Source organism: Bradyrhizobium australiense (assembly GCF_013114825.1).
In the GTDB taxonomy this organism is placed as follows: domain Bacteria; phylum Pseudomonadota; class Alphaproteobacteria; order Rhizobiales; family Xanthobacteraceae; genus Bradyrhizobium; species Bradyrhizobium australiense.
Window position 1 is genome coordinate 707501 of sequence record NZ_JAAVLX010000007.1, and the last position, 13141, is coordinate 720641.

Annotated in this window: 7 protein-coding genes, 2 tRNA genes and 2 rRNA genes (1 of these 11 only partly in view); 5 read left to right on the forward strand and 6 right to left on the reverse strand. The window is 60.9% G+C overall.

What is annotated here, in order from left to right:
- From HCN58_RS23955 to HCN58_RS23970, 4 genes are all read right to left on the reverse strand, one after another.
- Nucleotides 1–412 (reverse strand): 23S ribosomal RNA (locus tag HCN58_RS23955) (it extends 2433 nt beyond the left edge of the window).
- Nucleotides 413–808: 396 nt separating this feature from the next.
- Nucleotides 809–884 (reverse strand) — tRNA-Ala (locus HCN58_RS23960).
- Nucleotides 885–1004: 120 nt separating this feature from the next.
- Nucleotides 1005–1081 (reverse strand) — tRNA-Ile (locus tag HCN58_RS23965).
- A 225-nt stretch (nucleotides 1082–1306) separates the two neighbouring features.
- Nucleotides 1307–2795, reverse strand: a 16S ribosomal RNA gene (locus HCN58_RS23970).
- Together the 16S and 23S rRNA genes with 2 tRNA genes alongside form the textbook arrangement of a ribosomal RNA operon.
- An 838-nt stretch (nucleotides 2796–3633) precedes the next feature.
- Here HCN58_RS23970 and HCN58_RS23975 point away from each other — a divergent pair.
- Together HCN58_RS23975 and HCN58_RS23980 are read left to right on the forward strand one after the other, a co-directional pair.
- Entirely contained in the window at nucleotides 3634–5703 is a 2070-nt protein-coding gene (locus tag HCN58_RS23975; protein ID WP_171581816.1) for a M23 family metallopeptidase, read from the forward strand.
- Between the two features lie 154 nt (nucleotides 5704–5857).
- The gene (locus HCN58_RS23980) at nucleotides 5858–7480 is read left to right on the forward strand and encodes an SMP-30/gluconolactonase/LRE family protein (protein ID WP_171581817.1); all 1623 of its coding nucleotides are present in this window, start codon (nucleotides 5858–5860) and stop codon (nucleotides 7478–7480) included.
- 129 nt (nucleotides 7481–7609) lie between these two features.
- Here the strand turns inward: HCN58_RS23980 and HCN58_RS23985 are convergent, their stop codons facing one another.
- Nucleotides 7610–8020, reverse strand: coding sequence for a hypothetical protein (locus HCN58_RS23985; protein WP_171581818.1), 411 nt, complete (start codon nucleotides 8018–8020; stop codon nucleotides 7610–7612).
- A gap of 231 nt (nucleotides 8021–8251) precedes the next feature.
- Between HCN58_RS23985 and HCN58_RS23990 the strand changes: the two genes are divergently transcribed.
- Together HCN58_RS23990 and HCN58_RS23995 are read left to right on the forward strand one after the other, a co-directional pair.
- Entirely contained in the window at nucleotides 8252–8611 is a 360-nt protein-coding gene (locus tag HCN58_RS23990) for an SPW repeat protein (RefSeq protein WP_171581819.1), read from the forward strand.
- Nucleotides 8612–8684: 73 nt separating this feature from the next.
- Nucleotides 8685–8951: a hypothetical protein gene (locus tag HCN58_RS23995; RefSeq protein WP_171581820.1), complete on the forward strand. Its 267-nt coding sequence runs from the start codon at nucleotides 8685–8687 to the stop codon at nucleotides 8949–8951.
- 63 nt (nucleotides 8952–9014) lie between these two features.
- Here HCN58_RS23995 and clpB read toward each other — a convergent pair whose 3' ends face one another.
- Nucleotides 9015–11654: an ATP-dependent chaperone ClpB gene (gene clpB, locus HCN58_RS24000; RefSeq protein ID WP_171581821.1), complete on the reverse strand. Its 2640-nt coding sequence runs from the start codon at nucleotides 11652–11654 to the stop codon at nucleotides 9015–9017.
- A gap of 218 nt (nucleotides 11655–11872) precedes the next feature.
- On the opposite strand from clpB, the gene HCN58_RS24005 reads away from it, so the two are divergent.
- On the forward strand, nucleotides 11873–12658 hold the full coding sequence (locus HCN58_RS24005; RefSeq protein WP_171581822.1) for an MOSC domain-containing protein: 786 nt from the start codon (nucleotides 11873–11875) through the stop codon (nucleotides 12656–12658).
- The last annotated feature ends 483 nt before the right edge of the window (nucleotides 12659–13141 follow it).

A 13141-nucleotide genomic window follows, 5' to 3' on the forward strand; every position in this document is an offset into this window, starting at 1 on the left:
TCACCCTCTGAGGCCCTGCTTTCCTGACAGGTTCCGGTTGTCTTTGATGTATCACTGGCCTGGTCCGCGTTCGCTCGCCACTACTAACGGAGTCTCGATTGATGTCCTTTCCTCCAGGTACTTAGATGTTTCAGTTCCCTGGGTTCGCTTAAAACCTCCTATTTTATTCGGAAGTCTCATACCTTCACTTGATAACTGGAAATCCAAAACCTCACGGCTTGGTCTCACACATTGCTGTCCGAACCCCAAGATAGAGATCTTGGAGTTCCAGCTATCGAAGGTGGGTTTCCCCATTCGGAAATCCGTGGATCAAAGCTTCTTCGCAGCTCCCCACGGCTTATCGCAGCGTAGCACGTCCTTCATCGCCTCTCAGCGCCAAGGCATCCACCGAACACCCTTAAGGCACTTGATTGCTCTCATTATCAATGTCCACACACTCGGCAGAATGTTGTCTGCGCAATTGTCGTGAGGTCGAAACCTCGAAACACGCACCCTCGATGAATGCTATGCGCAGCCGGACACTGATTAGAAAGACCAGCTTGCTTCGTAAGATCGAACCGATAGCGAGGCGGTCAAGCTTCGCTAAAAAGATCATTTACAACCCGATCATCTTGCGATGAGCGAGCGCCGAAATGACCTGGAGATTATGAGTGAGATTCCGCAAAATTGCTTTTGCAGATCCCAAGCTCGGATCGATCTCCTCTTTACGATGTCAGATATCACGCACGTCGCCGTCCATCCGGACTAGCGCGTGCGAATTGATGTTTCGCGGACGATTATTCGAGGCACCTCGATCTTCGATTTCATCTGGTGGAGCCAGACGGGATCGAACCGACGACCTCATGCTTGCAAAGCACGCGCTCTCCCAGCTGAGCTATGGCCCCGTACCAGAAGACGAATGCATCTTATCGCGCTTCATGCGCGCTGGCCTTCGCTTGCGCTACGGCGCAGCAGCCTTCGTTCAAGAATGGCCTGCCGAGCCGAAGCTGCGTAGCAGCGAAGGCTGGTGGGCCTGGGAAGACTTGAACTTCCGACCTCACGCTTATCAAGCGCGCGCTCTAACCAACTGAGCTACAAGCCCCTAACGCTTCCTCAGATGAGGATCAGGGGACATGCTCGCGCGCAATCGGCTCGCGCCAATGCATCGCACAGCGCTATTGCCCCTGGCGCGTGTTCGTCCGCGAAGAAAGAGAAACGAAGACGGCGAAATCCCGCCAATGCAGCTCAACAATCCTGACGATTGTTGGCCACTGATGTTTCTAAAACGATCCGATAGATAGCAAGCTATCTGAAGGATCATCCTTAGAAAGGAGGTGATCCAGCCGCAGGTTCCCCTACGGCTACCTTGTTACGACTTCACCCCAGTCGCTGACCCTACCGTGGCCGGCTGCCCCCTTTCGGTTAGCGCACCGTCTTCAGGTAAAACCAACTCCCATGGTGTGACGGGCGGTGTGTACAAGGCCCGGGAACGTATTCACCGTGGCGTGCTGATCCACGATTACTAGCGATTCCAACTTCATGGGCTCGAGTTGCAGAGCCCAATCCGAACTGAGACGGCTTTTTGAGATTTGCGAAGGGTCACCCCTTAGCATCCCATTGTCACCGCCATTGTAGCACGTGTGTAGCCCAGCCCGTAAGGGCCATGAGGACTTGACGTCATCCCCACCTTCCTCGCGGCTTATCACCGGCAGTCTCCTTAGAGTGCTCAACTAAATGGTAGCAACTAAGGACGGGGGTTGCGCTCGTTGCGGGACTTAACCCAACATCTCACGACACGAGCTGACGACAGCCATGCAGCACCTGTCTCCGGTCCAGCCGAACTGAAGAACTCCATCTCTGGAGTCCGCGACCGGGATGTCAAGGGCTGGTAAGGTTCTGCGCGTTGCGTCGAATTAAACCACATGCTCCACCGCTTGTGCGGGCCCCCGTCAATTCCTTTGAGTTTTAATCTTGCGACCGTACTCCCCAGGCGGAATGCTTAAAGCGTTAGCTGCGCCACTAGTGAGTAAACCCACTAACGGCTGGCATTCATCGTTTACGGCGTGGACTACCAGGGTATCTAATCCTGTTTGCTCCCCACGCTTTCGTGCCTCAGCGTCAGTATCGGGCCAGTGAGCCGCCTTCGCCACTGGTGTTCTTGCGAATATCTACGAATTTCACCTCTACACTCGCAGTTCCACTCACCTCTCCCGAACTCAAGATCTTCAGTATCAAAGGCAGTTCTGGAGTTGAGCTCCAGGATTTCACCCCTGACTTAAAGACCCGCCTACGCACCCTTTACGCCCAGTGATTCCGAGCAACGCTAGCCCCCTTCGTATTACCGCGGCTGCTGGCACGAAGTTAGCCGGGGCTTATTCTTGCGGTACCGTCATTATCTTCCCGCACAAAAGAGCTTTACAACCCTAGGGCCTTCATCACTCACGCGGCATGGCTGGATCAGGCTTGCGCCCATTGTCCAATATTCCCCACTGCTGCCTCCCGTAGGAGTTTGGGCCGTGTCTCAGTCCCAATGTGGCTGATCATCCTCTCAGACCAGCTACTGATCGTCGCCTTGGTGAGCCATTACCTCACCAACTAGCTAATCAGACGCGGGCCGATCTTTCGGCGATAAATCTTTCCCCGTAAGGGCTTATCCGGTATTAGCCCAAGTTTCCCTGGGTTGTTCCGAACCAAAAGGTACGTTCCCACGCGTTACTCACCCGTCTGCCGCTGACGTATTGCTACGCCCGCTCGACTTGCATGTGTTAAGCCTGCCGCCAGCGTTCGCTCTGAGCCAGGATCAAACTCTCAAGTTGGACTTGAAACCTTGAACCGGCTGATCACAACGTTTGACGAGGTCCCACCATATTTATCGCCCGCGATTCACATCGCTGACGACGATGGTGTAACCTTTAAAACGTGTACCGCCGAAGTCTTTCGTCCAGCCTCAATACTTCAATACTTGCGTATTCAAGTGATCGAGGCTCGCAAGGACTCCGCCGTCCACGTTTCTCTTTCTTCATCTTCACTTGTCAAACAGCCCGGGACCGCTGGGGACCCATCCTTCCATCTCTGGAAGGTTCCGTAGCTACCCATCCGACGACAAATAACAACCGACTGGTATCGGCTGTTGAGTCACTCATCGTAATGAGGAGCTTACGGGGCGCGAATAGATGCCTTGGCCTCGGGGCCAATGCATCGCCGCGCTCAGTGGCCGGGTTATAGGCCCGCCCGATCGGGGTTGTCAACGCCCTTCGTCAACAAATTGTCGCATCACTCGCAAGAATTTTGGGACGCCAAGAAGTCCCTATGTTTCGGGCCTTTGGCCGCACTTGAGCCACAATCCTGCGACGTTCTGGCTATAAGGTAAGCATTGAATCACCGGATGCCAGTGGGGGCTGCCGGCGTTCATCTACCCGGGACAGGCGATCTTGAGGAACCCGTCGCCTTTCCTATGCGGCCAGGAAACTTCGAGAGATCTGCTGACCATTGACGTTCGAGACTGTGGCCGGTCTTCTTCTGGCCTCTGATTCCCGAATTTCCATGCGTGCGGCAACGCCATGCTCCGGAATCGCTCCCTCAAAAGGGCGGAAACGTGGGTCTGGATCGGGCGAGGTCTTGTCGGATGTTGACGGAATTTGGGGGGACACAGGGTTGAGCCAGAAGGCGCCACGCGGAAGCGGCTATGGACGCGAGACCGGGATCATTGATCTCGGTCACGAGCCGCCACTTTCCGTCGATGGCTCCGAGGCTGCGGTGATCGATCGCCGCCGTGTCTCTGTACAATGGTTCAGTGGCACTATCCTGACCGGTCTGTGCGGCGCGGCCCTCATCGGCGGCGCCGTTTTTGCGTCCCTCGACGGCGAAATGACCTTTGCCAAGGTGCCGGAACGCGTCGAAGGCGCTTTGCGCGGGGCGTTCAGCGCCAATGATCGGACCGCCACCCTGCACAAGAGCGACCGCCTGCCGCCGCCCGGCGAATCCACTGCCTCGCGCAATGTGGTGCGGGTATCGACGGTTACCCGCGTCGGGAACCGCGACGTGATGCGGGTGCGGCCTTTCATCCGCATTTCCGGCAATCTGTCGATGACGACGAGCGATCTCAGCGCCAAGATCCCGCCGTTCAACGCGCAGCGCATGCTGACCGACGTCGGCACCACGACGCAGACCGCCTCCGAGGATCCGAACAATCCCGAGGCGGTCGAACCCGACGCCGAGGTTTCGTTCGTGACCAAGGATCTTGCAACGGTGCTGCCGAAGGCGAAACTCTCCGCCGTGGTCGCGCTGGACGAAGTCCTGATGCGGGTGCGGGATGCCGCGAACTGGCGCGGCTCGGGAGGCGTCCGGTACACCGCACTTGCCAATGCCGCAGCCGACGCCAGCGGCACCCAGCCCGATCTCAAGCTCGCCTATGCCACCGAAGGCAACGTCTCCGATCCCTATGCCGGCTTTGAAACCCGCATCGTGCCGGAAAACGTCACCCTGCTGCCGAAGACCAAGGACCAGATCACCGGCGGCAACCCCACCGGCGAACGCGTTCACGTCGTGAAGAAGGGCGACAGCGTCGCTTCGATCCTGCGCGACCAGGGCGCGACGCCCGATGAAGCCAGGGCGATCGCGTTGACCCTTGGCGCCCGCGGCCGCGACGGCGGCCTGAAGGAAGGCCAGAAGCTGCGCATCCTGATGGCGCCCTCGGGCCTCGGCCCCGCCGCCCGGCTGCAGCCCTACCGCGTGATCGTCGCCAACGACACCACCGTCGAAGCCGTGGCCGCACTATCGGACGTTGGCAAATATGTCGCGGTCGACGTGCAGAGCATGAATACCGTCGCCGAAGCCCCCGCCGGCAAAGATGATGACGATGACGATGAGGATGACGGCAGCGGCGTGCGGCTCTACCAGAGCATCTACGAAACCGCGCTGCGCAACAAAGTGCCGGCCGCCGTGATCGAGGACATGGTCCGCATCTATTCCTACGACGTCGACTTCCAGCGCAAGGTGCAGCCCGGCGACTCCTTCGATGTGTTCTTCGCCGGGGACGACGAAGCCACCCCCAATACCGAAAAGACCGAGGTTCTGTTCGCTTCGCTCACCGTCGGCGGCGAAACCAAAAAATATTATCGCTTCCAGACCCCCGACGATTCCGTCGTCGACTTTTACGACGAGACCGGCAAGAGCGCGAAGAAGTTCCTGGTGCGCAAGCCCGTCAACAACGCCATCATGCGGTCGGGCTTTGGCGGACGTCGCCATCCGATCCTGGGCTATACCAAGATGCACACCGGCGTGGACTGGGCGACGCCCTACGGCACGCCGATTTTCGCCTCCGGCAACGGCGTGGTCGAGAAAGTCGGTTGGGAAGGCGGCTACGGCAAATACGTTCGCCTGAAACATAATAACGGCTATGAGACCGCCTACGGCCACATGTCGGCGTTCGCCAAGGGCATGGAGCCCGGCAAGCGCGTGCGCCAGGGCCAGGTGATCGGCTTCGTCGGATCGACGGGCATGTCGACCGGCGCCCACGTCCACTACGAAATCTTGGTCAACGGCCGCTTCGTTGACCCGATGCGCGTCAAGCTGCCGCGCGGCCGTTCGCTCGAAGGCTCCATGCTGGCGAGCTTCGAAAAGGAGCGCGACCGTCTCGACGCCCAGATGAGCAATCGCGGCAGCTCGGCACGGGTTTCCGAAGCCACCGGCACCACGCCGCAAACCCGCCAGGTCAGCCGGTGAACCTTCGATAATATATCTGGAAGGCCGGCAGGACTTCTCACGCCGCGTATCGGATTTATGGCAGCGGCCGCGCAAGCGCCTGACGGTTTCGTTTGCCAAACCTCCCGCCGCGACAAATACTGCCTCACATAAAAATCCGTGGGGAGGTAGCGTCATGAGCAGGCTTGCACTCGCAGCGACTGTTGCGGCAATTGCCCTTGGAAATGCGGCCGAGGCATCGGCGCAGACCTATGAGGTCACCAAGCTGGTTCCAGGCTCGGCATTTCATGGCGTGCACGGGCTCGGGATCGACAAGTCCGGCCGCCTGTTCGCCGGCAGTGTCGCGGGCGCAGCGCTCTATGAGGTCGATCGCGCGAGCGGCACGGCGAAAATTGCCGTCCCCTCCCCCGCAGGCATGTCCGACGACATTGCGTTTGCGCCCGACGGCACCATGGCGTGGACGGCCTTTCTCACTGGCGATCTCTATTCGCGCAAAGGCGATGGCCCGATCAAAAAACTCGCCTCCGGCCTGCCCGGCATCAACTCGCTCGCGTTCCGCAAGGACGGACGGCTGTACGCGACGCAGGTGTTTTTGGGCGACGCGCTCTATGAGATCGATATCGAGGGCGTAAAGCCGCCGCGCAACATCATGGAGAAGATGGGCGGCCTCAATGGCTTTGAATTCGGGCCGGACGACAGGCTGTACGGCCCGCTCTGGTTCAAGGGTCAAGTCGTCAAGGTCGACGTCGACAAGGCCGAACTCTCCGTGGTCGCCGACGGCTTCAAGATTCCGGCTGCGGTCAATTTCGATTCCAAGGGCAATCTCTGGGTGGTCGATACCGCGCTCGGCCAATTGGTGCGGGTCAATCCGAAGACCGGCGCGAAGAAGATGGTCGCCCAGCTCAAGCCCTCGCTCGACAATCTCGCGATCGACGACAAGGACCGCATCTTCGTCTCCAATATGGCCGACAACGGTATTCAGGAAGTCGATCCCGAGACCGGCGCGGCGAAGCAGGTGATATCAGGCAAGCTGGCGCTGCCCGGCGGCATCGGCGTCGTCTCCGACGGGGCGAAGGACACGATCTACGTCGCCGACGTCTTCGCGTACCGCACGGTGGATGGCGCGACCGGCGAAGTCTCCGAATCCGCACGCATGCATGCCGACGGCGTAACGCTGGAATATCCGATGAGCGCCACCGCCAAGGGTGACGACGTGCTGCTGTCGAGCTGGTTCACCGGCACGGTGCAACTGATCGACCGCAAGACCGGCAAGACCAAGGAGATGCTGCACGGATTCAAGGCGCCGCACGACGCCGTCAAGCTCGGTGACGGCTCTATCCTCGTCAACGAACTCGGCAGCAAATCGCTGGTCCGCGCCTCTGGCGAGCACGGCAAGGACCGCACCGCGGTGATCGGCAACCTCGAAGGCCCGGTCGGCCTTGCCGCCGGACCGGGCGACGCGGTCTATCTGACCGAAGCCTTCGCCGGACTGGTCTCGAAGGTGGAAGCCAACGGCGAAAAAACCGTGGTCGCCAAGGACCTGAAGGGCCCGGAGGGCATCGCAGTCGCCCCCGACGGCAAGCTGATCGTGGCCGAAGTCGGCGCCAAGCGGATTGTTCAGATCGACCCGAAGGACGGGACCATCACCGAAATAGCAGGCAACCTGCCGATCGGCCTCCCCGCCGCGCCCGGCGGCCTGCCGAGCAATATTCCAACCGGCGTCGGCGTCGGGGCGACGGGGGTGATCTACTTCTCCTCGGATATCGAGAACGCGATTTACAAGGTGGTGAGGAAGTAGCCGTGTTGCGCGGCGACTCGCATCGCAATGTTCTGCTACCCCCTGCGCCGCAAGCGAACAGGGACGCTGCTCGTCCAGACCAATGCTGCCCGAAAACGGCGCTGTCCCCCCTGCCGAGAGGCAACTTAGCTACGGCGCTGCGCGAGCACTGATCAGGAAGACAATTCCTATCGCAGTAAGTCCGAAGGCAACAGCAGCGAGGGGCAGCAGCATGTCGATTGCCGCCTGCGTAGCATGGAGCTTGCTGCCCCACACCGCGAAGTCGCCAATTCTCCAATCATGGAAAGAGGTCGCGTCGGGGTGTGGTTGATGTGGCTTGGCGTGCCTCTTCCAGACCAGCGACAGCAACCACGGAAGCAGGACGGCGACCAGCAACAATACGCTGACCATGCCCAACAGTAGTCCGATGTCACTCTGGCGGTCGAACAAGATCCATGCCGCTGCCGCAAACCACGCCACAAGGCCGACGGCGGCCCCATAGATGCTGGGGTGGATCTGATCGAAGACGGGTCTGTTGTGTAGGACTACTTCCTTCGTCATCGGAGGGAACCCTGGGTTATTCTGGGCTGGGCCATCTGCAGTTTCCGGCAATATCAATCAGCCGGAGTTGGTGAACGGCTTCTCAGCCGCAGCCGATACCCGCTACCTGCCAAGGGGCAATCGCAGCAGCGCGCCGGCGGTTTCATTAATTTACATCCAGCCGCGGGGCCGATGGAACCCGAGCAGCCGTTGTCCGGTTGATTACCTGGCAAACCTTCAATGGAGGGTGTCATGGAGAATTGGACCAACGCGAAATTGTGCGACGTCGCCAACCTCGTCCTCGGCGCGATACTGTTCTTCTCGCCCTGGATGTTCGGCTTCGCTGCCGGAACGGTTTCCACCAACGCCTATGTCACGGGTCTCGCAATCGCAGTTCTGGCGATCGCGGCGCTGGCGGCATTCGCGGTGTGGGAGGAATGGCTGAACCTGATCGTCGGCCTGTGGGCGCTGATATCGCCTTGGGTACTGGGCTTCCAGGGAACCACGGCCATGACGGTGCATGTGCTGATCGGCGCCGCCGTCGCGGTGCTTGCGGCAATCGAGATCTGGATGATGACCCAGAATCCGCCGCGGCTCACCACGGGCCGCTGAAGCGTTTGTGCGTCCGCTCGCCGCCCATTGGCGGCGGGCGGTGGCAATATGTTATGTCATGGGGTGAGCAGCCATGAAGCGCGTTACTCGGAACGACGTGATCCAGGCGATCAGCGGGGCTGACGATGTGACCATTGCCCAGATCATCGGAACCGGCGCGACCGTCGACGAACTGGCGGAGGCCCAGGCCTGGATCGCCAATGACGAGCCGATGATGAACGCCGGCAGGCCGTTGGCGACCGGGCGGGTCCGCGAGCTCGTCGACATCCTCACAGAGCTCGAGCCGAGTGAAGACGACGATGACAAGGGCGTCGGCCCGGCGGCCGCCGATCAAGTTTGACCGAAGTAACTCGCGCTGGATGCACCCTCTTCTTACAGGATGCATCCAATTGCTGTAGCTGGCTCAGTTCAGCTTACGCTTCGGCACCGGCGCTTCGAACTGGGCGATCTCCGCGGTTTGCGCGGCCTTGCCATTGAAGGTCAGCACGTTGCCTTCGCTCGAGATGACGACGCGATCGCCGTCGGCGATCTCGCCGGCGAGGATCATCTCGGCCAAGGGGTCCTGCAGGTTGCGCTGGATCACCCGCTTCAGCGGGCGGGCACCGTAGGCCGGATCCCAGCCCTTGGCGGCCAGCCAATCGCGCGCGGCGGCATCGAGCGTCAGTGTGATCTTGCGATCCTCCAGCAGCCGCTGCAGGCGGGCGAACTGGATCTCGACGATCCGGCCCATCTCGCTCTTCTGCAAGCGGTGGAACAGGATGATCTCGTCGACGCGGTTGAGGAATTCGGGCCGGAAATGCGCCCGCACCATCCCCATCACCTGCTCGCGCACCGCCATTGTGTCCTCACCTTCCGGCTGGTTCACCAAAAACTCCGAACCTAGGTTCGAGGTCATGATGATCAACGTGTTGCGGAAGTCGACGGTGCGTCCCTGGCCGTCGGTCAACCGGCCGTCGTCGAGCACCTGCAGCAGCACGTTGAAGACGTCGGGATGCGCCTTTTCGATCTCATCGAACAGCACCACCTGATAGGGCCGCCGCCGCACCGCCTCGGTGAGCGCCCCGCCCTCGTCGTAGCCGACATAGCCGGGAGGCGCGCCGATCAGCCGCGACACCGAGTGCTTTTCCATGAACTCGGACATGTCGAGGCGAACCATCGCGGTCTCGTCATTGAACAGGTACTCGGCGAGCGCTTTGGTCAGTTCGGTCTTGCCGACGCCGGTCGGCCCCAGGAACATGAACGAGCCCATCGGGCGGTTCGGGTCCTGCAGGCCTGCGCGCGAACGGCGCACGGCGGTTGCCACCGCACGCACGGCTTCGGCCTGGCCGACCACGCGCTTGCCGAGGCTATCCTCCATCTTCAGGAGCTTGTCCCTTTCGCCTTCTAGCATCTTGTCGACGGGAACGCCGGTCCAGCGCGACACCACCTGCGCGACATGGTTGGCCGTCACCGCCTCCTCCATCATCTCGCCGACATCCTCCTTGGCTTCGATTTCCGCGAGCTTCTTTTCAAGTTCCGGAATCCGGCCATAGGCAAGTTCGCCCGCGCGCTGGAATTCACCACGGCGCTGCGCGTTGGCGAGTTCGATACGCAAGGTGTCGAGTTCGCTCTTCAGCTTCTGCGCGTTCGATAGCTTGTTCTTCTCGGCGCTCCAGCGTGACGTCAGGTCGGCCGATTGCTTCTCGAGCTCGGCAAGTTCCTTTTCCAGCGTCTGCAGGCGGGTTTTCGAGCCGAGATCGGTTTCCTTCTTCAGGGCCTCCTGCTCGATCTTCAGCCGGATGATTTCCCGATCCATCGAATCGAGTTCTTCCGGCTTGGAATCGACCTGCATCTTCAGCCGCGCCGCAGCCTCATCCACCAGGTCAATGGCCTTGTCGGGCAGGAAACGATCGGTGATGTAGCGGTTCGACAGCGTGGTCGCGGCCACGAGCGCGGAATCGGTGATGCGCACGCCGTGATGCTGCTCGTATTTGTCCTTCAGGCCACGCAGGATCGAGATCGTGTCCTCGACCGTGGGCTCGGAGACGAAGATCGGCTGGAAGCGCCGCGCCAGCGCAGCGTCCTTTTCGACATGCTTGCGATATTCGTCGAGCGTGGTGGCGCCGATGCAGTGCAGTTCGCCGCGCGCCAGCGCGGGCTTGAGCAGGTTGGACGCATCCATCGCGCCATCAGCCTTGCCGGCGCCGACCAGCGTATGCATCTCGTCGATGAACAGGATGATCGAGCCTTCGGCTGAGGTAACCTCCTGCAGTACGGCCTTCAGCCGCTCCTCGAATTCGCCGCGGTATTTGGCGCCGGCAATCAGCGCCCCCATATCGAGCACCAGCAGTTTCTTGTCTTTCAGGCTCTCCGGCACGTCGCCGTTGAGGATGCGCAGCGCCAGACCTTCGACGATGGCGGTCTTGCCGACGCCCGGTTCGCCGATCAGCACCGGATTGTTCTTGGTGCGGCGGGAGAGCACCTGAATGGTGCGGCGGATTTCCTCGTCGCGGCCGATGACCGGATCGAGCTTGCCGTCGCGCGCCGCCTGCGTGAGGTCGCGGGCATACTTCTTTAGCGCGTCATAGGCGTTTTCGGCCGACGCGCTGTCGGCTGTACGGCCCTTGCGCAGCGATTCGATCGCCGCGTTGAGATTTTGCGGCGTGACGCCGCCCTTGCTCAGAATGGTACCGGCCTCGCCGCTCTTCTCGAGCGTCAGGCCCAAAAGCAGCCGCTCGACCGTGACAAAGCTGTCGCCGGCCTTTTCGGCGGCCTTTTCCGCCGCGTCGAAGGCGCGCGCCATATCGGGCGCCAGATAGATCTGCCCGGCGCCGCTTCCCGAGACTTTCGGCAGCTTCTTCAGCGCGTCTTCAGTGGCCTTGAGGATGGCGCGGGAGTTGCCACCGGCGCGGTCAATCAGACCGCCGGCTAGCCCCTCGCTGTCGTCCAGCAGCACCTTGAGCACATGCAGGGTCGAGAACTGCTGGTGCCCATCGCGCATGGCGAGTGATTGCGCAGACTGGATGAAGCCGCGCGCCCGCTCGGTGTATTTTTCAATATTCATCTTTTGCTTCCCTCGGCATGCCGCCCCCACCCCTGAGGCATGATTGCGGCATCTTCATTGGGTATCCGCGGGCCGCATTGACATTCCTCAACCGGCCGCGGGTCTTCGCCCTGTTTTAAGGCTTGACGCAGATGTGGGCACTGCCGGGCAAAACGGAAGAGCCGCAGCTATAAATTCGGAGTTGTGGCGCTACGCGGGGGAATCTTTTAATAAGCCGCATGGACGCCACCTCCCCCGCCCGGATCGCCGGGATTTACCGTTACCCCGTCAAAGGCCTGACCCCGGAGCAGCTCGACCGCGCCGAGCTCAAGCCCGAGCAGACCCTGCTCGCCGACCGCCGCTACGCCGTCGAGAACGGCCCCTCCGGTTTCGACCCGGCGGAGCCGAAATGGCTGCCGAAGCCGCATTTCCTGATGCTGATGCGGGATGAATGGCTGGCCGGCCTGCACAGCCATTTCGACGACGCGAGCAACGTCCTGACGATCCGCCGGAACGGCGAGATAGCAGCCCTCGGCAATCTGACCACTGCCGAGGGTAGGCGGACTATCGAGAACTTCTTCGCCACCGCCTTTGCCGGCCAGATCAAGGGCCGGCCGAAGGTGCTGGAAAGCCCCGGCCACAGCTTTTCGGATGTCGCCCGCAAGGTCGTCTCGATTATCAATCTCGCCAGCGTCCGCGCTATCGAGGATATCGTCGGCGCACCGGTCCATCCGCTTCGCTTCCGCGCCAATCTTTATGTCGAGGGCTGGCCGGCCTGGCACGAATTCGACCTGCTCGACCGGATGCTTGCGATCGGCGACGTCAGGTTGAAGGTGGTGAAACGCATCGTCCGCTGCGCCGCCGTCAACGTCGATCCCGATACGGCCCAGCGCGACCTCGCAATTCCCCCGGCGCTGCAGCGCCGGCTCGGCCATGGTGATTGCGGGATCTATGCCGAGGTGATCACCGGCGGCAGCATCAGCACCGGCGATATGATCGCGGCGGAGCAGGCGGAGTTGTTGTAGGATTTCTGCCGTCATTGCGTTTACTGAAACAGCACAACGACCGTCATCTCCGCGCATGCGGGGATCCAGTGCGCTGCGGCCTATCGATTCAATCACTGACGTCTCTGGAATACTGGGTCGCCCGCCTTCGCGGGTGACGACAACGGAATATGAGGCGGCATTCTCGCGGCGCATTGCGCCCGAGGTTTGCTCTCAACTTCCCGCCCTCTTGTTCAGAGGGCGCAGGGAAGACCGGGTGCGCGCCGCACCCGCGGTCTCGTGTGCCGTTGCGCATAAAAAGAACGCACACGAGCATACAGGTACAGCGGGAGCATCCCGGCCTTCCCTGCGCAATGGCTTTACGGCTTACTTCGTGCTCTTCCCGGTGAACGGCTTTCTTGCCACCGTCGCCTCCGAGAAGCTTCGCTTCTCTCGGACTTAACGCCAGCACCGCGGCGCCAGAACCACACGATTTCACCGTACGCTTTCGGCGCGTACATCTTT